Raw genomic sequence first — 21,490 nt, forward strand, 5'->3', positions numbered from 1 at the left:
TCAGATCACCTCCGGGGCGAGAGAGACGATGCGCATGAACTTCTTCTCGCGAAGCTCACGGCCGACGGGGCCGAAGATGCGCGTGCCGCGCGGCTCGCCGTCGGCGTTCTTGAGGATGACGGCGGCGTTCTCGTCGAAGCGGATGTACGAGCCGTCCGGGCGGCGGCGCTCCTTGCGGGTGCGCACGACGACCGCCTTGACGACGTCGCCCTTCTTGACGTTGCCGCCGGGGATGGCGTCCTTGACGGTAGCGACGATCGTGTCGCCGATACCCGCATAGCGACGACCAGAGCCACCGAGAACACGGATGCAAAGGATCTCCTTGGCACCGGTGTTGTCGGCGACCTTGAGTCGCGACTCCTGCTGGATCATTGAGTGTTCTCCTGTCGTCGAGCCGGTTCTCGGCATCCCGGTGCGGGGCGCGAGCCTGGCCGAACGTTCTTTCGGTCTTGCGTGCTCCTGCCCCGTCCTGGGGCGAGGGGTCCTCGGTACGCGGGTCCCGCCAGACACAGGCGCAGGGAGCGCGAGGTCTCTGGTGGGCGCACCTTCGGCGCACGCAACTCCCATAGCCTAGTCGAGGCCGTGATCGCGCGGAACCTGAGGCGGTGGCCGCCTCCTGTGCCCTTGCTCACCGGGCCGGACGGCTGTGCGCCGGGAGGGTGGCAGGGGCGCACGACGGCGAGGGGACGGCCGGGTGGACGGCGACGCCGTCGCCGTCCACGGGGGACGGCGACGGCGTCGCGGGGGTGCTGAGGTCAGCGTCGGGTCACTTGGCCCGCTCGGCGATCTCGACCAGGCGCCAGTGCTTGGTGGCGCTCAGCGGCCGGGTCTCCATGATGACGACGAGGTCACCGGGGTGCGCCTCGTTGTTCTCGTCGTGGACCTTGACCTTCTTGGAACGACGGAGGACCTTGCCGTAGAGGGAGTGCTTGTAGCGCTCCTCGAGCTCGACGACGATGGTCTTGTCCATCTTGTCCGACACGACGTAGCCGCGACGGACCTTGCGCTGAGGACGCTCGTCCTCGACGACGGGGGTGGTGTTCTGCTCGCTCACTTGGACTCCTCCGTGCTCGGAGCGGTACGGATGCCGAGCTCACGCTCGCGCACGATGGTGTGGATGCGGGCGATGTCGCGGCGCACGGCCTTGAGACGGCCGTGGTCCTCGAGCTGTCCGGTCGCCGAGGCGAACCGGAGGCTGAAGAGCTCGGCCTTGGCCTTGGAGAGCTCCTCGGAGAGGCGCTCGTTATCCATGGCGTCGAGGTCGGTGGGGGTCAGCCCCTGGGAACCGATTGCCATCAGACGTCACCACCCTCACGTGTCACGAAACGGGTCTTCATCGGAAGCTTGTGCTGTGCGCGGCGCATGGCCTCGCGGGCGAGGGCCTCGTCGACGCCGCCGAGCTCGAACAGGATGCGTCCGGGCTTGACGTTGGCGATCCACCACTCGGGGGCGCCCTTACCGGAGCCCATGCGGGTCTCGGCGGGCTTCTTGGTCAGCGGGCGGTCCGGGAAGATGTTGATCCACACCTTGCCGCCGCGCTTGATGTGGCGGGTCATGGCGATACGGGCCGCCTCGATCTGGCGGTTGGTGATGTAGGCGGGCTCGAGGGCCTGGATGCCGTAGTCACCGAAGGCGATGCGGTTGCCGCCCTTGGACATGCCCGAGCGGTGCGGGCGGTGCTGCTTGCGGAACTTGGTCCGGCGGGGGATGAGCACGGCTCAGGCCTCCGTTCCCTGGTCTGCGGCAGCGTTCTCGGCGACCGGCGCCTGCTCGGCCTGCTGCTCGTTCTGACGCGGGGCTCGCTCGCCGCGGCGCTCACCACGGCCACCGCGGCGGTCGTTGCGCCCGCCGCGGCGCTGGCCGGCCTCGGCCTGCTGACGGGCGAACTCGCGCTCCGTCATGTCGCCCTTGTAGATCCAGACCTTGACGCCGAGACGTCCGAAGGTGGTCTTGGCCTCGTAGAAGCCGTAGTCGATGTTCGCGCGCAGGGTGTGCAGCGGCACACGGCCCTCGCGGTAGAACTCGCTGCGGCTCATCTCGGCGCCGCCGAGGCGGCCGGAGCACTGGACACGGACGCCCTTGGCGCCGGCGCGCATGGCGGACTGCATGCCCTTGCGCATGGCGCGGCGGAAGGAGACTCGGCTGGCGAGCTGCTCCGCGATGCCCTGGGCGACGAGCTGCGCGTCGAGGTCGGGGTTCTTGACCTCGAGGATGTTGAGCTGGACCTGCTTGCCGGTGAGCTTCTCGAGCTGGCCGCGCAGGCGCTCGGCCTCGGCGCCGCGACGTCCGATGACGATGCCCGGGCGGGCGGTGTGCAGGTCGACGCGGACGCGGTCACGCGTGCGCTCGATGTCCACCTTGGAGATGCCGGCGCGCTCCATGCCGTCCTCCATGAGGCGGCGGATCTTGACGTCCTCCTCGACGAAGTCGCGGTAGCGCTGACCCGGCTTCGTGGAGTCGGCGAACCAGCGCGAGCGGTGGTCCGTCGTGATGCCCAGGCGGAACCCGGTCGGGTTGACCTTGTGCCCCATTACCGGGCTCCTTCCTTCTTCGCGGTGTCGGCCTTGGGGCCGACGATGACGGTGATGTGGCTGGTGCGCTTGAGGATCCGACCGGCGCGCCCCTGGGCGCGGGGGCGGAAACGCTTGAGGGTGGGGCCCTCGTCAGCGAACGCCTCGGTGATGTAGAGCGTGCTCTCGTCGAACCGCTCGCCGTCACGCTCGGCCTTGACCCGGGCGTTGGCGATGGCGGACTCGATGACCTTGCGCACCGGCACCGCAGCGGCCTGCGGGGCGAAACGGAGCACGTTGATGGCCTCGAGGGCGTTCTTGCCGCGGACGACGTCCACGACGCGACGGGCCTTCATCGGCGTGCAGCGCACGTACTTGGCCTGCGCCTTGGCTTCCATGTTCTCTGCCTCTCTGACTTCCGTCGGCGTCAGCGACGCGACTTGCGGTCGTCCTTGACGTGCCCGCGGAAGGTACGGGTCGGAGCGAACTCGCCGAGCTTGTGGCCCACCATGGACTCGGTGACGAAGACCGGGACGTGCTTGCGACCGTCGTGGACGGCGAAGGTGTGTCCGAGGAAGTCCGGCGTGATGACCGAACGACGGGACCAGGTCTTGATGACGTTCTTGGTGCCCTTCTCGTTCTGGGCGTCCACCTTCTTCATGAGGTGGTCGTCGACGAAGGGACCCTTCTTCAGGCTGCGCGGCATATCAGGCTCCTATCAGCGCTTCTTGCCGGTCCGACGACGACGCACGATGAGGCGGTCGCTGGACTTGTTGGGACGACGGGTACGGCCCTCGGGCTTGCCCCACGGGGACACGGGGTGGCGGCCACCGGAGGTGCGGCCCTCACCACCACCGTGCGGGTGGTCGACCGGGTTCATGACGACACCGCGCACGGTCGGGCGCACGCCCTTCCAGCGCATACGGCCGGCCTTGCCCCAGTTGATGTTGGACTGCTCAGCGTTGCCGACCTCGCCGACGGTGGCTCGGCAGGCAGCCTCGACGTTGCGGATCTCGCCGGAGGGCATGCGCAGCTGCGCGTACTTGCCCTCCTTGGCGACCAGCTGGACGGACGTGCCAGCGCTGCGGGCGATCTTGGCGCCGCCGCCGGGACGCAGCTCGACGGCGTGGACGACCGTGCCGGTGGGGATGTGGCGCAGCGGCAGGTTGTTGCCGGGCTTGATGTCGGCGTTGGGGCCGGCCTCGACGACATCACCCTGGGCGAGCTTGTTGGGGGCGATGATGTAGCGCTTCTCGCCGTCCGCGTAGTGCAGGAGGGCGATGCGGGCGGTGCGGTTGGGGTCGTACTCGATGTGAGCGACCTTGGCGGGCACACCGTCCTTGTCGTGACGACGGAAGTCGATGACGCGGTAGGCACGCTTGTGGCCGCCGCCCTTGTGACGGGTGGTGACGCGGCCGCTGTTGTTGCGGCCGCCAGACTTGCTCAGCGGGCGCACGAGGGACTTCTCGGGCTCGCTGCGCGTGATCTCGACGAAGTCGGCCACGGAGGAGCCGCGACGCCCCGGCGTCGTCGGCTTGTACTTACGGATTCCCATGTCGTTTCTTTACCTTCCGTGTCACTTAGCCACGTCGCCAAAGATGTCGATGGTCCCCTCACGCAGCGTGACGATCGCGCGCTTGGTGGCCTTCGTCCTGCCCAGGCCGGTACGGGTCCGGCGGGTCTTGCCGGGACGGTTCTGGGTGTTCACGGACTCGACCTTGACACCGAAGATGGCCTCGACGGCCTGCTTGATCTCGGTCTTGTTCGAGCCCGGCGCGACGAGGAACGTGTACTGGCCACGGTCCATGCAGGCGTAGGACTTCTCGGAGACGACCGGCGCGACGATGACGTCGCGGGGGTTCTTGCTCTTCTCGAGGCTCACTTGGACTCCTCCTCGCCCTTGCCGAGGAAGGTGTCCAGGGCGGCGGCAGTGAAGACGATGTCGTCGTTGACGAGCACGTCGTAGGTGTTGAGCTGGTCGGCCCAGGTCACGAGGACGTCGGGCAGGTTGCGCAGGCTCAGGACGGACAGGGTGTCCGTGCGCTCCACGACCACGAGGGCCTTGCGGTCCGTGAGGTTGCGCAGGCCGGCGAGGGCGCCCTTGGTGGAGGGGGTCTCGGAGGCCAGGAACTCGGTGATGACGTGGACGCGGCCGTTGCGGGCGCGGTCGGACAGGGCGCTGCGCAGGGCGGCGGCCTTCATCTTCTTGGGAGTGCGCTGGGAGTAGTCGCGCGGCTGCGGGCCGTGCACGACGCCACCGCCGACGAACTGCGGGGCGCGGGTCGAGCCCTGGCGGGCGCGGCCGGTGCCCTTCTGGCGGTAGGGCTTGCGGCCACCGCCGCGGACGGCGCCGCGGTTCTTGGTGGCGTGGGTGCCCTGGCGCGCAGCGGCGAGCTGGGCGACGACGACCTGGTGCATGAGCGGGATGTTGAGCTCGGCGTCGAAGATCTCGGCGGGCAGCTCGGCGGTGCCGGTCTTCTTGCCCTTCGAGTCGACGATGTCGACGGAGAGAACGTCAGCCATGGTGTCAGGCTCCCTTCACCGCGGTGCGGACGACGACGACCGAGCCCTTGGGGCCCGGGATGGCGCCGTTGACGAGCAGGAAGCCCTTGTCGGCGTCCACGCCGCGAACCTTGAGGTTCTGGACGGTGGTGGTCTCGTTGCCCATGCGTCCGGCCATGCGCAGACCCTTGAAGATGCGACCCGGGGTGGCGCAGGCGCCGACGGAGCCGGGCTTGCGGTGGTTGCGGTGCGCACCGTGCGAGGCGGAGACGCCCTTGAAGCCGTGGCGCTTCATGACACCCGCGAAGCCCTTGCCCTTGGAGGTGCCCTGGACGTCCACGAGCTGGCCGACCTCGAAGAGGTCGGCGGTGAGCTCCTGGCCGGGGGTGAACTCGGAGGCGAGGGAGGTGCGGACCTCGGCGACGTGGCGGCGCGGGGCGACGCCCGCCTTGGCGAAGTGGCCCTGCAGGGGCCTGGTGACCTTGCGCTCGTCGATCTCGCCGAAGGCGAGCTGGACGGCCTCGTAGCCATCGGTCTCGACGTTGCGGACCTGGGTCACGACGTTGGTGTCGACGCGGACGACGGTGACGGGGCGCATGACGCCGTTCTCGTCCCAGATCTGCGTCATGCCGAGCTTGGTGCCGAGCAGCGCCTTGGCAGGCGCGGCCGGAGCCGGCGGGTTAAGCGTAGTCATGGCTTCAGTCCTCAGAGCTTGATCTCGATGTTGACGTCCGCGGGCAGGTCGAGTCGCATGAGCGAGTCGACGGCCTTGGGGGTCGGGTCGATGATGTCGATCAGCCGCTTGTGCGTGCGCATCTCGAAGTGCTCACGGCTGTCCTTGTACTTGTGGGGCGACCGGATGACGCAGAACACGTTCTTCTCGGTCGGCAGCGGCACCGGGCCCACGACCGTCGCACCTGCGCGGGTCACGACGTCGACGATCTTGCGCGCCGAGCTGTCGATGACCTCGTGGTCGTAGGACTTGAGCCGGATGCGGATCTTCTGTCCCGCCATGGCGCCTAACCTCTCTTGCTTTCGGTGACCGGTCCACGCGCTCGGGCGTGTCGCTCACGCGACCTGCTCACACGCAACTCGCTGTTGAGGATGAGGGACCGGTCTGGACACACGGAAACCCGGTGGGTACCGGGTCCGTCAGACTGGTTCCCGGGTCGACCCCGGGAGGTGGTCGGCGCGCTCTCGCGCACCGGCCAGGCAACGCTATCAGCGCTGCGACTCGTGCGGGAAGCCGAGGGGGCGCTCCACTCCTGTGAGACCGCCCACCCGGTCCACGTGCTCGGGCGTGTCGCCCGGGCCGGTGGTGCGGGGCGGGGCGCCGTCGTCTCCCTTCTCCCCCGCGGCACCCGTCCGCCCCGGGCGGCCCGCGCACCGACGGCGGGGCGGGCGGCCGGCGTGCCAGATGTACAGGGCCACCATGGCCAGGCCGACGGCGAGCCGCACGGCCCACCAGGGGAAGCCGGGCACGTCGGGGGCGGCCCCGGCGGCGGCGACGTCTTGGGCGGGTGTGGGCAGGATGCGCTCACCGGTGACGAGGATGCGGTGGCTGTTGATGCCCAGCGGGGTGCAGGTGACGAGGGTGACGAGGTCCTTGCCCTCGACGGGGCGCAGGGCCTCGGTCTCGTCGGGCTCGACGACCTTCGTGCCGGTGACGCGGTAGGTGAGGACCTCACCGAGGACCTCGAGGGTGAAGGTGTCACCCACCTCGACCCGGTCGAGGTGGGTGAACATCGTCGCGCTGGCCAGGCCGCGGTGGCCGGTGATGACGGAGCGCGTGCCCTCGCCGCCGACGGGCAGGGAGGTGCCCTGCAGGTGGCCGAGGCCGGACAGGAGGGTGGCGTCGGAGGTGCCGTGGTAGACGGGCAGGTCGAGGTCGATGGCGGGGATCCTCAGACGCGCCATGAGGCCGCTGCCGTTGGCATCGAGGAGGGCGTTGTAGTCGAGGCTCGTGCCGGCGCTCGTGCCGTCTCCTGTGGGAATGTTGGTGCCCGCCTCGAGGACGGCGCCGGAGGCGAGGGCGTCGTTGTAGGCGCGGGCCTGGGCGAGCTGGGTGGGGGCGTCGGGGCTGGCGTCCTCGACGGCGCTGGCGTAGGAGACGACGACCTGGGACTGGTTGTACTGGCTGAGCCAGGCGGCGGCGGCGGGATAGGTGAGCAGGAGCATCCCGGCAGTGGCGAGCGCGGCGGGGACGAGCGAGAGCAGGTTGAGGCGCCAGCGGCTCCGGCGGGCTCGCGCATGGCGGATGCGGTGGGTGCGCACGTGGGGCTCCTGTCGGGGGTGGCTGGAGTGCCAGCGTAGGCGAGTGGCCGGGTGCGCGTCGGCGGGGGAGGCCGAGACCTCCCCCGCCGACGTCCCGGTGCTCCGGGAGGGGCAGTCGTCAGTCCTCGGAGCGACGACGGTTGCGGATGACGAGCACGGAGCCGCCCGCGACGAGGACGAGGGCCGCTCCCCCGGCCACCATGAGCACCTGGCCTGCAGCACCGGTGACAGGCAGGTTCGGAACCTTCTGCTTGGTGTTGTCGATGTCGTAGGCCTTAGTGAGGTCAGCCGTGGTGGTCTGGTTGTCCGTGAACTCGAAGGTGCGCACCTGTTCGTCAAGGACGTAGCCGGCAGGTGCCTGGGTCTCGACGAGGACGTACTTGCCGGGCACACGGAGCTGGTCAAGGCTGGCGGTGCCGTCGTCGCCGGTCGTCAGGGTGCCGATCGCCACGCAGTCCTTGGTCGCGTCGCCGTTGGTGTTGTCGCAGACCTTGAAGGTGGCGCCCCTGAGGACGTTGGCGTTGTCCTTGTCCTTCTTCGTGACGGTGACCTTGCCGAGGTAGTCCTTAACCGTCGCCGTGCCAACCTCGTTCGTCGTCTCGTTGATGTAGGTCTTGACCTCATTGGTGTACTCACCGACCTGTCCGACCGTCGTGTACTCGGCGACGACGGCGCCGCCGGAGGTGAGCTTGGTCAGGTCCGTGACAGTGATCGTGAGGACCTTCGTCGCGGTGTCAAGGGCGACCGTGTAGTCAGTGTCCTTCACCAGGGCGGCCCCATCAACCTTGAGGACCAGGCTGTCCACGGTGCCACTCGTGTCACCGGCTGCGGACAGGTCGTCCTTGAGCACGAAGTGGGTCAGCGGGCTAGCGGTGTCGTAGGTAGGGATGGCCTGCGTGACGGTCCATGTGAGGACACCGTCGGCGATGTTCTTGGTGTCCACCGTCTTGGTCGGTCCGGTGGAGACGACATTCTTGGGGTAGACATGGGCGGTGCTGCTCCAGCTGCCGTTGTCCTTGATGGGCAGGACGACGAAGAAGGGCTTCGCCTTCGTGACGATGTTGTTGTCGCCGGTGTCCGCGCCCTCGGCGACGACGTAGAGGCCCGGGTGCAGCCCGGTGAAGGCGGCGATGCCGGTGGCACCTGTCGTGGCTTCCGTTCCGGATCCGAGCGCGTGGTCCGCTCCGTCGATGGTGACCTTCGTGGGACTGGTCGCGTTGTCGAGAACAGGCTCAACGGGGGCGGAGCCGGAGATCTTCTGGACCACGTCCCAGCCGGCGTTGCCGCTCACAAGGTCGACGTCGGTGACCTTGTAGAGGGTGAAGGTCACGCCGGCCAGCGGCTCGGCCCCCTGGGGAACGGTCGTCTCGGTGCCGTCGCTCGGCGTGAGTGTGCCACCGGGGTTGGAGTACTTGTGGACGTTGATGACACCGTCACTGAAGTCAGTGATGTTGCCGGGGACGGCGGCCGCGGTGCTGGCGAGGCCGAGGCCGGTGAGGCTCAGGGCGAGCACGCCTGCGGCGGCGACCAGGCGACTCCTCAAAGTGCGCTTGGGTGTTGTCATGTCGGGATTCCTCTCATGGCGCGGCGTCCGTCGAGGCGTCGCGTGGGAACGGGTCGGGGGGCGAAAGACAAGGGCGAGGCTACCGGGTTGTGTCATGACCGGGCCACGCTGCGGCCGTGGGGCCGGTTACTGCGACGTCGTCTGCTGGCGGCGCCTCCTCATGGCCTCGGCTGCGAGGGCGGCCGCGATCAGCAGACCGCTGCCCACGAGCAGCATGTCGGTGCCGAGCCCACCGGTGAGCGGCAGGGTCGGGACATCTCGCTTGGTGTTCGTCACCTTCGCCGGCAGGCCGGAGACCGTGCCGTCCGCGGACACCGTGAAGGTGATGTCGCCGGCCTTGGTGTAGCCGACCGGCGCCTTGGTCTCCGTGAGGGTGTAGGTGCCGATGGGCAGGCCCTCGACACCGTAGCTGCCGTTAGAGGAGGGTAGATCGACGCTGGCATCGTTCATTCCGGTGCGGGTGATGGTCCACTCGGCCCCGGTGAGGGGCGCGCCGGACTCATCGACCTTCTCCCAGGCGATGGGGAATGCCTTGAGCGTGTTGGTGATGGTGCAGGCGACGTCACGTCCCCGCGGCACGGTGACCGTGGTGCCGTTGAGGGCGACCTCTCCCCCGGCGCCGTCGGTGTAGGAGCACTGCCAGGTCCCGGCCGCGTAGGCCTCGGCCGGCAGCGCCAGCGTCGCCTGAGCGGACTCGGCGAGAGTGTAGTCGCCGGCCGCGACCTGCGTCGGCTCGACGGAGCCCGTGCCGTTGAGGGCCGGGGTGCTGCCGGTGGTGGCGGTGAGTGTCCAGTCCTCGGGCATCGCCTGCGTGGCCCATGGGTGCACCGAGGCGCTGTTGTCCACCTTCTTGTCCAGGCTCAGCGTCTGCGTGCAGGTGACGGTGTTGGTGAGCGTGTAGCTGTTGGACTCGGCAGTGAGCGTCACGGTGGCCTCCGGCTTGGCCAGGTCGAGATCGATGACCTGGTCCAGGCCCGTACCACTGAGGCTCGAGCCCGTGAGCTCGCACCCGGGCATGTCCTTGATCACCGTGGCCTCGGCAATGGTGAGCGTGTCGTCCACGTGATGTCCCGTGCTGGTCTCTCCCCAGGTGGTGTCCGCGTCGTTGACCTTGAGGGAGGCGGTCATGCCGAGCCCCTCCGGGACGCCACCGATGTACTCCTGGCCGTCGACCATCCACTTCTTGCTCACTGTGACCGTGGCGACAGGCGCCGGCTCGCGGTTGATGACGTAGCAGGAGATCTGGTTCTGGGCAGAGACAGGGATCGTGAAGCCACCGTCCGCAGCGTCAGTCACTGAGATAGGCACCCGTGAGCCGTCGTCGGACAGCTTGTAGCAAGCCGCGTTGGCACCACCCTGCTGGACGAGGCTGTAGCCGGGCTGCTGGGTCTCAGTGAGCGTCATCGTGCCGGTGGCGCTTGCCCAGGGGACCTCGAAGCGGAACTCGGTGGCGCCGGTGCCGGTCTGGCTCTCGGCGGCCCCAGTAACGCCGGTCGCGTTGGTGGTGCCGTCCGCGAAGGTCGCGCCGCCCGCCGTCGTCGCCTCGAAGGTCCAGCCATCGGCGAGGGCCGGGGAGGTGCTGGCGTCATACGTGTAGGGGACGGTCTGCTTGACAACTGTCACGGTCTGCCGGCATGCGCCCGAGGCGAGCGCCTTGAGCTGCTCGGCCGCCACGGCGTAGTCAGTGGTCTGGAAATAGTCCGAGCCCGCGCTCTGACCGGAGATGGCCCGGAGGTTGGCCGCCGCCGCGGTGCTGCTCACGCCGCTGCCGACACCGAAGGCGACAACTCTCGCACCCTCGGACTTCAGCGCGTTGGCAGAGGCGATGGCCTCCTCCGTGACGTCAAACCGCGTGGTGTTGCCCTGGGCGTACGGTCTGGTTCCATAGAACGTGGGAAGGCCGTCCGTGATGAACATTACGACGGAGTAGCCCTGGCCCTGCAGCTGTGACAGTCCCCGGTCCCAGTTCGTGCCCTGGGTCAGGTGCGTCCAGCTCGCGATGGACTGCTTGACCCTCTGAGCCCCCTCGGGAGTAGAGACCGCAGTGGCGGAAAGGTTGGTCATGCCAGCCGCCGGAGCAACACTCCCGAAGGTGTAGACGCCAATGGAGGAGGGCGTGCCGGTCAGCACGTCAACGAAGCTGTTGGCAGCCCTCTTGGCCTGCTCGACATGCTCGGGCCTCACTGAGGAGGACAGGTCCATGACAATGGCGACTTTGAGCCCACACTGCTGCGGAAAGGAGGGATTGCCAATGGAGGCCTGCCAGCCACCGGTGGTCGTCGGCAGGCCGCTGCCTGTAAAGCCACTGGCACCGCTTCGGTAGGTGCGGCCGCCTTCCAGTCGCGGAGTCGTCATCCGGTACTGCACGCTTTGCACCGGGCTCCAGTCCCCCCGACCTTTGACTGCGAGGCGCGTGTTGGCGTACCAGCCGGCCGGAACATCGTCCTCGGTGTAGGTGACCGTCATCACCTGGTTCCGATTGGGCTGCCGCGACCCGGTGCTCGGCACCGTGAAGGCGCAGTCGCCCTCGGCGTCTGAGGTGCAGTAGAAGACCGATCCATTTCCGAGTGTGCCCGTGAGGCGGACCCCCGGGAGCGGCAACTTCGTGCCGTTCGCAGCACGTGCACCGACAACGCTCACGACGACAACCGATTCCGAATAACCTGCCTGCGGGGCCGCACGCAGTGCGGTAGCCGGCTCCGCCACGGCCTCTTTGTCGGCCTCGGCACCGTCCTGCGCTACGGCCTCCTCGCTCTGCGTCACGGTCCAGGTGACGTCACCGACCTCCTCGGCGACCGCGTCTCCATCGCCGGACGCAGATCCCGGCTCCGCGCCCACCTCGGGCTGCGGCTCAGCAGCACCTCCGATGTCGGCTGTCCCAGGGGCCGGGTCCGTGGCGACCAGCTCCACAGCAGCCTCCCCGACCACAGCGCCAGCGCCGTCGGACTCGTCCTCACCGAGGGCGAGGGGCGCGGCAGCCAGGGCGAGCCCGCCGGTTCCGAGTGCAACGGCGAGAGCAACCATAGAAGCCAGGCCGCGGGCGGCACCCGCGCGCCACGGCCGGGAGGCGGCCGCGTGCCGCCTGGTGCCGCTCGTGCTGGGGCGCCCGGAGGCGATGGGGTTGAGGTGACTCATGGGGAGACCTCCGGGGAAATGAGGACCGCTCTCCACAGGGGAACGGGCTGACGGGCTCAGTGTCGCAAAACAGCCGACATGACACAAATTCATGTCATGACACAGTTCGGACGCAGAGATTACTTAGATACACCGTCCTCATGATGGTGGGCCCCGCACTTCACACCACAGGCCACCACGACCTCGCCGGTGACAGCCCTTGGACGCGACGATTCCCCGGCTCCTCGCGGAGCCGGGGAATCGTCGTCAGTCAGCAGCACTCACACAAGCGGCTGCGTCAGATCACTTGAGGATCTTGGTGACGCGGCCGGAGCCCACGGTGCGGCCACCCTCACGGATGGCGAAGCCGAGGCCCTCCTCCATGGCGATGGGCTGGATGAGCTCGACGGTCATCTCGGTGGTGTCACCGGGCATGACCATCTCGGTGCCCTCGGGGAGGGTGATGACACCGGTGACGTCCGTGGTACGGAAGTAGAACTGCGGACGGTAGTTCGAGTAGAACGGGTTGTGACGGCCGCCCTCGTCCTTGGTGAGGATGTAAACGTGACCCTCGAAGTCCGTGTGCGGGGTGATGGAGCCGGGCTTGACGACGACCTGGCCGCGCTCGACGTCCTCACGCTTGGTGCCACGCAGGAGCAGACCGCAGTTCTCGCCGGCCCACGCCTCGTCCATCTGCTTGTGGAACATCTCGATGCCCGTGACCGTGGTCTTCTGGGCCTCGCGGATACCGAGGATCTCGACCTCGGAGTTGATCGGGAGCTTGCCGCGCTCGACACGACCGGTGACGACGGTGCCACGACCGGTGATCGTGAAGACGTCCTCAACGGGCATGAGGAAGGGCTTGTCCATGTCGCGCTCGGGGGTCGGGATGTACTCGTCGACCGCGTCCATGAGCTCCTTGATCTTCCCGGCCCAGGCGGGGTCGCCCTCGAGGGCCTGGAAGGCGGAGAGGCGGATGACGGGGGCGTTGTCGCCGTCGTACTCCTGGGAGGAGAGCAGCTCGCGCACCTCCATCTCGACGAGCTCGAGGAGCTCCTCGTCCTCGACCATGTCGCACTTGTTGAGGGCGACGAGAAGGGTGGGGACGCCGACCTGACGGGCGAGCAGGACGTGCTCGCGAGTCTGAGCCATCGGGCCGTCCGTGGCGGCGACCACCAGGATGGCACCATCCATCTGGGCGGCACCGGTGATCATGTTCTTGATGTAGTCGGCGTGGCCGGGGGCGTCGACGTGCGCGTAGTGACGCTTCTCGGTCTCGTACTCGACGTGCGCGATGTTGATCGTGATGCCGCGCTGACGCTCCTCAGGAGCCTTGTCGATCTCGTCGAAGGGCGTGAAGGGGTTGAGGTCCGGGTACAGGTCGTGCAGCGTCTTGGAGATCGCGGCGGTCAGCGTCGTCTTGCCGTGGTCGACGTGACCGATCGTTCCGATGTTGACGTGCGGCTTGGTCCGCTCGAACTTGGCCTTGGCCACTTGTGTCCTCCTGGGACTCGGGGAGTTCTCTTCGTCGTGATTCGACTAGCCACATGCTAGCCGTGCCCGAGTCGAGAATCTCTACTGATGGGTTGTTGGAAAGATTACTGGTTCCGCGGGTCCCGCGCCGGGCGGGCCCGCGGTCCCGGGGAGCGGACGGCCTGCGTCCGGTCCCCGGGAGCCGGGGGACTACTCGCCCTTGGCCTTGGCGATGATCTCGTCGGCGACGTTCTTCGGGACCTCCGCGTAGGAGTCGAAGGACATCGAGTACACCGCGCGGCCCTGCGTCTTGGAGCGCAGGTCGCCGACGTAGCCGAACATCTCGGACAGCGGGACCGCCGCCTTGATGACCTTGACGCCCACGGCGTCCTCCATCGACTGGATCATGCCACGACGGGAGTTGAGGTCGCCGATGACGTCGCCCATGTACTCCTCAGGGGTGCGCACCTCGACAGCCATGACGGGCTCGAGGAGGACCGGGTTGGCCTTCTTCGCACCCTCCTTGAAGGCCATGGAGCCGGCGATCTTGAAGGCCATCTCGGAGGAGTCGACCTCGTGGTAGCCGCCGTCGATGAGAGTCGCCTTGACGTCGACCATCGGGTAGCCCGCGAGGACGCCCGTGAGCATGGCCTCCTGGACGCCGGCGTCGACGCTGGGGATGTACTCGCGCGGCACGCGGCCACCGGTGACGGAGTTGACGAACTCGTAGTGCTTCTTCTCCTCGCCCTCCTCGGCCTCCACGACCTCGAGGGGCTCGAAGGACATCTGCACCTTCGCGAACTGGCCGGAGCCACCCGTCTGCTTCTTGTGCGTGTAGTCGACCTTGTCGACCTTGCGCTTGATGGTCTCGCGGTAGGCGACCATCGGGTTGCCGACGTTGGCCTCGACCTTGAACTCGCGGCGCATGCGGTCGACGAAGACGTCCAGGTGCAGCTCGCCCATACCGCCGATGACGGTCTGGCCGGTCTCCTCGTCGAGCTCGACCGTGAAGGTCGGGTCCTCCTCGGAGAGCTTCTGGATGGCGACGCCCAGCTTCTCCTGGTCGCCCTTGGTCTTGGGCTCGATGGCCACATGAATGACCGGGTCCGGGAAGGTCATGGACTCGAGGATGACCGGGGCGGACTGGGCGCACAGGGTGTCACCAGTGGTGACGTCCTTGAGGCCGATGAAGGCGTAGATGTGGCCCGCGTGGGCGACGTCGACCGGGTTCTCCTTGTTGGAGTGCATCTGGAACATCTTCCCGATGCGCTCCTTCTTGCCCTTGGTGGCGTTGAGGACCTGCTCGCCGGAGGAGACCTTGCCCGAGTAGACACGCACGTAGACGAGCTTGCCGTAGAACGGGTGGGTGGCCACCTTGAAGGCCAGGCCGGAGAAGGGGCCGTTCTCGTCGGAGTCGCGCACGACGACGGTCTCCTCGTCGCCGGGTGCGTGGCCCTCGACGGCCGGCACGTCCAGCGGGGACGGCAGGTAGTCGATGACCGCGTCGAGGACGGGCTGGATGCCCTTGTTCTTGAAGGCGGAGCCGGCCAGGACGGGGAAGGCCTCACCGGAGATCGTCAGCGCGCGGACGCCGCGCTTGATCTCCTCGACGGTGAGCTCACCCTCCTCGAGGTACTTCTCCATGAGCTCGTCGTCGGCCTCGGCGACCGTCTCCATGAGCTCGGCGCGCAGCTCCTCGGCACGCTCCTGGAGCTCAGCGGGGATCTCCTCGTACTCGACGACGGAGCCGCGGGTCTCGTTACCGGCGGCATCCTTCTCGGGGAAGCGCACGGCGCGCATCTCGATGACGTCGACGACGCCGGAGAACTCGCTCTCCGCGCCGATGGGGAAGTTGACAACCATCGGGGTGGCGTGGAGGCGGTCACGGATCGTCTGGACGGAGAAGTCGAAGTTCGCGCCCAGCTTGTCCATCTTGTTGATGTAGCAGATGCGCGGGACGTTGTACTTGTCCGCCTGACGCCACACGGTCTCGGACTGGGGCTCGACGCCCTCCTTGCCGTCGAAGACCGCGACGGCGCCATCGAGCACGCGCAGGGAGCGCTCGACCTCGACCGTGAAGTCCACGTGGCCGGGGGTGTCGATGAGGTTGATCTGCGTGCCCTTCCAGAAGGTGGTGGTCGCAGCGGAGGTGATCGTGATGCCACGCTCCTGCTCCTGCTCCATCCAGTCCATCGTGGAGGCGCCGTCGTGGGTCTCACCGATCTTGTAGTTGATGCCGGTGTAGAAGAGGATGCGCTCGGAGACGGTGGTCTTACCGGCATCGATGTGCGCCATGATGCCGATGTTGCGGACCTTGTTGAGGTCAGTCAGCACGTCAAGTGCCACGTGAGAGTCCTTCGTTCAGTGGGGGGAGAGTCAGCGTCGGTCGGGGTCCGCCGGGGGCGGAGCCCGACCGACGTGTGGCTGTTACCAGCGGTAGTGGGCGAAGGCCTTGTTGGACTCGGCCATGCGGTGCATGTCCTCGCGGCGCTTGACAGCGGCGCCCAGACCGTTGGAGGCGTCGAGGATCTCGTTCATGAGACGCTCGGTCATCGTGTTCTCACGACGCTGGCGCGAGTAGTCCACGAGCCAGCGCAGGGCGAGCGTGGTGGCGCGGTTGGGGCGCACCTCGACGGGGACCTGGTAGGTCGCGCCGCCGACGCGGCGGGAGCGGACCTCGAGGGCCGGGCGGATGTTGTCCAGGGCGCGCTTGAGGACGGCGACCGGGTCCTGGTCCGTCTTGGAGCGCACACCCTCGAGGGCACCGTAGACGATGCGCTCGGCGGTGGACTTCTTGCCGTCCAGGAGGACGCGGTTGACGAGCTGGGTGACGACCGGCGAGCCGTAGACGGGGTCGACGACGAGGGGGCGCTTGGGCGCGGGACCCTTACGAGGCATTACTTCTTCTCCTTCTTGGCGCCGTACTTCGAGCGTGCCTGCTGGCGGCCCTTGACGCCCTGGGTGTCGAGGGAGCCGCGCACGATGTGGTAGCGGACACCGGGAAGGTCCTTCACACGACCACCGCGGACGAGCACGATCGAGTGCTCCTGGAGGTTGTGGCCCTCGCCGGGGATGTAGGCCGTGACCTCGATGCCGGACGACAGGCGCACACGGGCGACCTTACGCAGGGCGGAGTTCGGCTTCTTCGGGGTCGTGGTGTACACGCGGGTGCACACGCCACGACGCTGCGGGCTGGCCTTGAGCGCGGGCGTCTTGGACGACGAGCGCTTCGAGGAGCGGCCCTTGCGGACCAGCTGCTGAATGGTAGGCACTACGGATTCTCCATCTAGAAGTGCGTCGGACAGTTCTGCTGCCCGCCGCCGGCCCTCGTCCTCGCTCGCGGCGCACGACGCCGCGGGGACCAGGCCGGTGCGCACACCCTCAGGGTGCGCCCGGAGCCCCGCGGAGTGGGGCCCGTCGGTTCCCGCCGCGGCAGACCCGCGTCACGGTGGCGCCGGGGCGCCCGCCGCTGGGAACGGAGTGGAGAACGGTGGCCCGCACGCGGGCACCGGTGACAAACATACCGAGCGGTCCCCTCCCCCGCCAGGCGCAAGCGGTCGCACGGGTGGTGTCATGCGACACGTCGGCACACGCCGCGGGAGCCAGGGCAGGGCGGGCCGGGGCTGGTCCGGACAGGCCGGGGCTGGTCCGGGCAGGGCAGGGCGGGGCTGGCACGGGCAGGCCGGGGCCGGCCCGGGCGGTCGGCCCCCGTGGACCACGCCTGCGTGCCTGGACAACGTCTGCGTGTAAGGACAACCTCCATGCGCAAGGACAACCTGTTGGCGCTCACACGGTTGTCCATCCACGCGCAGGTTGTCCTGCTGCACATAGGTTGTCCATCCACGCGCGGGTTGTCCTGGGGAGCGACGGAGCCGCCCGGCACGAGCAGCACGAGCAGCACGACGGCGGGCCGCCACCTGCACGGTGACGGCCCGCCGTTGTCTCAGCCTCGTCTCAGCCCACTCGCGAGCCCGGCCAGCTCCTCCGAAGCGGCCTCGGACCGGGTCCGCGCCCAGCGCCACAAGGGGCACTCAGAACTGGTAGTCCTCGCTGGAGAACCCGGTGCGGAAGTCGTCCGAGAAGTCCGCCCGGAAGTCCCCACCGAAGTGGAAGTCGTCCAGCGCGACCGACTCGCCGACACCGAACATGTCGTCGGTGAAGCCCGTGCGGGAGAACACCTCCTGCTTGACCTCCTCCGTCGGCTCCACCTCGATGTCCGAGTAGCGGGCCAGGCCCGTGCCGGCGGGGATGAGCTTGCCGAGGATGACGTTCTCCTTCAGGCCCAGCAGCGGGTCCGACTTGCCGTTCATCGCGGCCTCGGTGAGCACGCGCGTCGTCTCCTGGAAGGAGGCGGCGCTCAGCCACGAGTCCGTGGCCAGCGAGGCCTTGGTGATGCCCATGAGCTCGGTGCGGCCCGAGGCCGTCTTGCCGCCCTCGGCCATGACCCGGCGGTTCTCCGCACGGAAGGTCATGACGTCCACGAGGTCGCCCTGCAGCAGCATCGTGTCGCCCGACTCGAGCACGGTGACGCGGCGCAGCATCTGGCGCACGATGACCTCGATGTGCTTGGAGTGGATGTCCACGCCCTGGGAGCGGTAGACCTCCTGGACCTCCTCCACCAGGTGGCGCTGGGTGGCGCCCACGCTGCGCAGGCGCAGCACCTTCTTGGGGTCGATCGGGCCCTCGGTGAGGGCGTCGCCCGGCTCCACGTGGTCGCCGTCGGTCACCAGCAGACGCTGGCGGCGCGAGACCGGGACCACGAGGTCCTCCTCGCCGTCGTCGCGCGTGATGACCAGGCGCTTGCCGTCGGCGTCGTCCTCGATCTTGAGGCGGCCGGCGGCCTCGGCCACAGCGGCCTCGCCCTTGGGCGTGCGGGCCTCGAAGAGCTCCTGCACACGCGGCAGACCCTGGGTGATGTCGGCCGCGCCGGCCGCACCACCCGTGTGGAAGGTGCGCATCGTCAGCTGCGTGCCGGGCTCACCGATGGACTGCGCGGCGATGATGCCCACGGCCTCACCGATGTCCACGCGCTTGCCGGTGGCCAGCGAGCGGCCGTAGCAGGCGGCGCAGGTGCCGACGGCGGAGTCGCAGGTGAGAACCGAGCGCACCGTGATCTCCTCGATGCCCGCCTCGATGGCGGCCGCGATCTCGGCGTCACCGAGGTCCGTGCCCGCCTCGATGACGACGTTGCCCTCGGCGTCGACCGCGTCGCGCGCGAGCGTCGTGCCGTAGACGGTGGTGCCCAGGATCTCGCTAGGCTCCTTGACCGCCACGCCGTCGACCACCGTCGCGGTGAAGATGCGCTTGGTCAGGCCCTTGCGGGTGCCGCAGTCCTCCTCGCGGACGATGACGTCCTGGGAGACGTCCACCAGACGACGCGTGAGGTAGCCCGAGTCGGCTGTGCGCAGCGCCGTGTCCGCCAGGCCCTTGCGGGCGCCGTGGGTGGCGATGAAGTACTCCAGGACGCTCAGGCCCTCGCGGTAGTTCGACTTGATCGGGCGCTCGATGAGGCGCTGCTTGGGGTCGGCCACCAGGCCGCGCATGCCGGCCAGCTGACGGATCTGGTCCCAGTTGCCACGGGCGCCGGAGACGACCATCTGGTAGACGGTGTTGCGGGCCGGGAAGTTCTCGCGCATGGCCTCGGCGACCTCGTTGGTCGCCTTGGTCCAGATGTCGATGAGGGACTGGTAGCGGTCCTCCTCGGTGAGGGCACCGAGCTCGAACTGGTCCTCGATCTCCTGGGCCTCGGCCTCGTAGCGGGCGAGGATCGCCGGCTTGCTCTCCGGGGAGACGACGTCCGCGTAGGCCACCGTGATGCCGGACCAGGTGGACCAGTAGAAGCCGTTGGCCTTGAGGGCGTCCAGGGAGGCCGCGACGTCGACGCGCGGGTAGCCCTCCGCCAGCGTGTTGACGATGTTGCCCAGCTTCTTCTTGTCCACGACGTAGTTGACGTAGGGGAAGGTCTCGGGCAGCGCGGTGTTGAACAGGGCCCGGCCCAGCGAGGTGCGCAGGGTGATGGGCTCGCCCTCGCTCCAGCCCTCGGGGGCCTGCCAGTCCTCGGGGGCGGTGATGCCCTCCTCGAAGCGGATGTCCACGGTGGCGTTGACGTGCAGCTTGCCGAAGTCGTGGGCCATGACCGCCTCCGCGAAGGAGGAGAAGGACGGCACGACCTCGTGGCCCTCGGCGTCGACCTCGACGGGGACCGTCGGGTCCGGCGTCTGGGTGAGGTAGTAGGTGCCGATGATCATGTCCTGGGAGGGCATGGTCACCGGGCGGCCGTCGGAGGGCTTGAGGATGTTGTTGCTCGAGAGCATGAGGATGCGGGCCTCGGCCTGCGCCTCGGCGCCCAGCGGCAGGTGCACGGCCATCTGGTCGCCGTCGAAGTCGGCGTTGAAGGCGCCGCAGACCAGGGGGTGCAGCTGGATGGCCTTGCCCTCGATGAGCTGGGGCTCGAAGGCCTGGATGCCCAGGCGGTGCAGCGTGGGGGCGCGGTTGAGCAGCACGGGGTGCTCGCGGATGACCTCGGCCAGGACGTCCCAGACCTTGGGGTTGGCGCGCTCGACCATGCGCTTGGCGGCCTTGACGTTCTGGGCCTCCTTGAGCTCGACCAGGCGCTTCATGACGAAGGGCTTGAAGAGCTCCAGGGCCATCTGGCTGGGCAGGCCGCACTGGTGCAGCTTGAGCTGGGGGCCGACGACGATGACCGAGCGGCCCGAGTAGTCCACGCGCTTGCCCAGCAGGTTCTGGCGGAAGCGGCCCTGCTTGCCCTTGAGCATGTCGGACAGGGACTTGAGCGGGCGGTTGCCGACGCCGGTGACGGGGCGGCCGCGGCGGCCGTTGTCGAACAGGGCGTCGACGGCGTCCTGCAGCATGCGCTTCTCGTTGTTGACGATGATCGTCGGCGCGCCCAGGTCCATGAGCCGCTTGAGACGGTTGTTGCGGTTGATGACGCGGCGGTAGAGGTCGTTGAGGTCACTGGTGGCGAAGCGGCCGCCGTCGAGCTGGACCATGGGGCGCAGGTCCGGCGGGATGACCGGGATGTTGTCCAGGACCATCGACTCCGGGGCCGTGCCCGTGATGCGGAAGGCGTTGATGACCTTGAGACGCTTGATGGCGCGGGTCTTGCGCTGGCCGGTGCCGTTGGCGACCACCTCGGCCAGGGTCTCGGCCTCGGCCTCGAGGTCGAAGGTGCGCAGGCGCGCCTGGATGGCCTCGGCGCCCATGGCGCCCTTGAAGTAGATGCCGTAGTCCGCGACCATGTCGCGGTACAGGACCTCGTCGCCCTCGAGGTCACCGACCTTGAGGCCGACGAAGCGGTCCCACACGCGGTCCATGTGCTCCAGGGTGCGGGCGTTCTTGCGGCGCAGGGCACCCATCTCGCGCTCGGCCACCTTGCGCAGGCGGTCGCGCTGAGCCTGCTCGGCGCCCTCGGCCTCGAGCTGGGCGAGCTCCTCCTCAAGTCGGCGCTGGCGGGCCTCGACGTCGGCCTGGCCGGCCTGCTCGACGTGCTTCTTCTTGACCTCGAGCTCGTTGCGCAGCGAGGGCAGGTCGTCACGACGGCCCTCCTCATCCACCTCGGTCACCATGTAGGCGGCGAAGTAGATGACCTTCTCCAGGTCCTTGGGGGCCAGGTTGAGCAGGTAGCCCAGGCGGGAGGGCACGCCCTTGAAGTACCAGATGTGGGTCACGGGCGCGGCCAGCTTGATGTGGGCCATGCGCTCACGGCGCACCTTGGAGCGGGTGACCTCGACGCCGCAGCGCTCGCAGACGATGCCCTTGTAGCGCACGCGCTTGTACTTGCCGCAGGCGCACTCCCAGTCGCGGGTGGGGCCGAAGATCTTCTCGCAGAAGAGCCCGTCCTTCTCCGGCTTGAGGGTGCGGTAGTTGATGGTCTCGGGCTTCTTGACCTCGCCGTGGGACCAGGACCTGATGTCCTCAGCGGTGGCGAGACCGAGCTGGATGCGATCGAAGACGTTAGCGTCGAGCACAGTTCCTCATTCCGATGTGTCAGCTCATCGTGTGTGTCTTGGTGGGGCTGCCTGGGCGTTGTTCC

Annotated in this window: 20 protein-coding genes; all 20 read right to left on the reverse strand. The window is 68.3% G+C overall.

Translation table 11 applies throughout. The features are described from left to right. The 20 genes from rplN to H6X67_RS02745 all read right to left on the reverse strand — a co-directional run bounded on the left by rplN (position 1) and on the right by H6X67_RS02745 (position 21,425). A complete protein-coding gene (gene rplN, locus H6X67_RS02650; protein WP_249367396.1) occupies positions 1–372 on the reverse strand; it encodes a 50S ribosomal protein L14 in 372 nt (123 codons plus the stop codon). 394 nt (positions 373–766) lie between these two features. After that, on the reverse strand, positions 767–1,054 hold the full coding sequence (rpsQ, locus tag H6X67_RS02655; protein WP_311765825.1) for a 30S ribosomal protein S17: 288 nt from the start codon (positions 1,052–1,054) through the stop codon (positions 767–769). Further along, positions 1,051–1,296 carry a 50S ribosomal protein L29 gene (gene rpmC, locus H6X67_RS02660; protein WP_283251296.1) on the reverse strand — a complete coding sequence of 82 codons (246 nt, stop codon included), beginning with the start codon at positions 1,294–1,296 and terminating at the stop codon, positions 1,051–1,053. Before rpmC ends, rpsQ begins: the two co-directional genes overlap by 4 nt. Beyond that, the gene (gene rplP / locus H6X67_RS02665) at positions 1,296–1,715 is read right to left on the reverse strand and encodes a 50S ribosomal protein L16 (protein ID WP_249367397.1); all 420 of its coding nucleotides are present in this window, start codon (positions 1,713–1,715) and stop codon (positions 1,296–1,298) included. The genes rpmC and rplP overlap by 1 nt, the downstream gene beginning before the upstream one ends. A gap of 3 nt (positions 1,716–1,718) precedes the next feature. Then, entirely contained in the window at positions 1,719–2,531 is an 813-nt protein-coding gene (rpsC, locus tag H6X67_RS02670; protein WP_249367398.1) for a 30S ribosomal protein S3, read from the reverse strand. Beyond that, positions 2,531–2,908 carry a 50S ribosomal protein L22 gene (gene rplV, locus H6X67_RS02675; RefSeq protein WP_249367399.1) on the reverse strand — a complete coding sequence of 126 codons (378 nt, stop codon included), beginning with the start codon at positions 2,906–2,908 and terminating at the stop codon, positions 2,531–2,533. Before rplV ends, rpsC begins: the two co-directional genes overlap by 1 nt. Before the next feature lie 29 nt (positions 2,909–2,937). After that, entirely contained in the window at positions 2,938–3,216 is a 279-nt protein-coding gene (rpsS, locus tag H6X67_RS02680; protein WP_006548387.1) for a 30S ribosomal protein S19, read from the reverse strand. 12 nt (positions 3,217–3,228) lie between these two features. Next, entirely contained in the window at positions 3,229–4,065 is an 837-nt protein-coding gene (rplB, locus tag H6X67_RS02685; protein ID WP_249367400.1) for a 50S ribosomal protein L2, read from the reverse strand. Positions 4,066–4,086: 21 nt separating this feature from the next. Next, positions 4,087–4,392, reverse strand: a complete 306-nt coding sequence (gene rplW, locus H6X67_RS02690; protein ID WP_249367401.1) for a 50S ribosomal protein L23 — start codon at positions 4,390–4,392, stop codon at positions 4,087–4,089. After that, entirely contained in the window at positions 4,389–5,033 is a 645-nt protein-coding gene (gene rplD, locus H6X67_RS02695; protein WP_249367402.1) for a 50S ribosomal protein L4, read from the reverse strand. Before rplD ends, rplW begins: the two co-directional genes overlap by 4 nt. 4 nt (positions 5,034–5,037) lie before the next feature. Next, positions 5,038–5,706: a 50S ribosomal protein L3 gene (gene rplC, locus H6X67_RS02700; protein ID WP_249367403.1), complete on the reverse strand. Its 669-nt coding sequence runs from the start codon at positions 5,704–5,706 to the stop codon at positions 5,038–5,040. 11 nt (positions 5,707–5,717) lie between these two features. Continuing rightward, the gene (gene rpsJ, locus H6X67_RS02705) at positions 5,718–6,026 is read right to left on the reverse strand and encodes a 30S ribosomal protein S10 (protein ID WP_005987219.1); all 309 of its coding nucleotides are present in this window, start codon (positions 6,024–6,026) and stop codon (positions 5,718–5,720) included. A 207-nt stretch (positions 6,027–6,233) separates the two neighbouring features. After that, positions 6,234–7,286, reverse strand: a complete 1,053-nt coding sequence (locus H6X67_RS02710; protein ID WP_249367404.1) for a class C sortase — start codon at positions 7,284–7,286, stop codon at positions 6,234–6,236. A 118-nt stretch (positions 7,287–7,404) separates the two neighbouring features. Beyond that, a complete protein-coding gene (locus H6X67_RS02715) occupies positions 7,405–8,850 on the reverse strand; it encodes a SpaH/EbpB family LPXTG-anchored major pilin (protein WP_249367405.1) in 1,446 nt (481 codons plus the stop codon). 126 nt (positions 8,851–8,976) lie between these two features. Further along, on the reverse strand, positions 8,977–11,985 hold the full coding sequence (locus H6X67_RS02720) for a SpaA isopeptide-forming pilin-related protein (RefSeq protein WP_249377027.1): 3,009 nt from the start codon (positions 11,983–11,985) through the stop codon (positions 8,977–8,979). 282 nt (positions 11,986–12,267) lie between these two features. Further along, complete coding sequence (gene tuf, locus H6X67_RS02725) at positions 12,268–13,458, reverse strand: elongation factor Tu (RefSeq protein WP_249367407.1); 1,191 nt, start codon at positions 13,456–13,458, stop codon at positions 12,268–12,270. 189 nt (positions 13,459–13,647) lie between these two features. Continuing rightward, a complete protein-coding gene (gene fusA, locus H6X67_RS02730; protein ID WP_249367408.1) occupies positions 13,648–15,783 on the reverse strand; it encodes an elongation factor G in 2,136 nt (711 codons plus the stop codon). A gap of 81 nt (positions 15,784–15,864) precedes the next feature. Beyond that, positions 15,865–16,335 (reverse strand): 30S ribosomal protein S7, encoded by a 471-nt coding sequence (rpsG, locus tag H6X67_RS02735; protein WP_249367409.1) that lies wholly within the window; start codon positions 16,333–16,335, stop codon positions 15,865–15,867. Further along, positions 16,335–16,709 (reverse strand): 30S ribosomal protein S12, encoded by a 375-nt coding sequence (rpsL, locus tag H6X67_RS02740; protein WP_166856096.1) that lies wholly within the window; start codon positions 16,707–16,709, stop codon positions 16,335–16,337. Before rpsL ends, rpsG begins: the two co-directional genes overlap by 1 nt. Positions 16,710–17,468: 759 nt before the next feature. Continuing rightward, positions 17,469–21,425, reverse strand: coding sequence for a DNA-directed RNA polymerase subunit beta' (locus H6X67_RS02745; protein ID WP_249367410.1), 3,957 nt, complete (start codon positions 21,423–21,425; stop codon positions 17,469–17,471). Positions 21,426–21,490 lie beyond the last annotated feature (65 nt).

Source organism: Actinomyces sp. AC-20-1 (genome assembly GCF_023369555.1).
Classification (GTDB): domain Bacteria; phylum Actinomycetota; class Actinomycetes; order Actinomycetales; family Actinomycetaceae; genus Actinomyces.

Bases quoted from the DNA above. Each gene is read 5' to 3' on its own strand.
- rplN (WP_249367396.1), bottom strand. From the start codon at position 372: ATGATCCAGCAGGAGTCGCGACTCAAGGTCGCCGACAACACCGGTGCC.
- rpmC (WP_283251296.1), bottom strand. From the start codon at position 1,296: ATGGCAATCGGTTCCCAGGGGCTGACCCCCACCGACCTCGACGCCATG.
- rpsC (WP_249367398.1), bottom strand. From the start codon at position 2,531: ATGGGGCACAAGGTCAACCCGACCGGGTTCCGCCTGGGCATCACGACG.
- rplV (WP_249367399.1), bottom strand. From the start codon at position 2,908: ATGGAAGCCAAGGCGCAGGCCAAGTACGTGCGCTGCACGCCGATGAAG.
- rpsS (WP_006548387.1), bottom strand. From the start codon at position 3,216: ATGCCGCGCAGCCTGAAGAAGGGTCCCTTCGTCGACGACCACCTCATG.
- rplB (WP_249367400.1), bottom strand. From the start codon at position 4,065: ATGGGAATCCGTAAGTACAAGCCGACGACGCCGGGGCGTCGCGGCTCC.
- rplD (WP_249367402.1), bottom strand. From the start codon at position 5,033: ATGGCTGACGTTCTCTCCGTCGACATCGTCGACTCGAAGGGCAAGAAG.
- rplC (WP_249367403.1), bottom strand. From the start codon at position 5,706: ATGACTACGCTTAACCCGCCGGCTCCGGCCGCGCCTGCCAAGGCGCTG.
- rpsJ (WP_005987219.1), bottom strand. From the start codon at position 6,026: ATGGCGGGACAGAAGATCCGCATCCGGCTCAAGTCCTACGACCACGAG.
- H6X67_RS02715 (WP_249367405.1), bottom strand. From the start codon at position 8,850: ATGACAACACCCAAGCGCACTTTGAGGAGTCGCCTGGTCGCCGCCGCA.
- H6X67_RS02720 (WP_249377027.1), bottom strand. From the start codon at position 11,985: ATGAGTCACCTCAACCCCATCGCCTCCGGGCGCCCCAGCACGAGCGGC.
- rpsG (WP_249367409.1), bottom strand. From the start codon at position 16,335: ATGCCTCGTAAGGGTCCCGCGCCCAAGCGCCCCCTCGTCGTCGACCCC.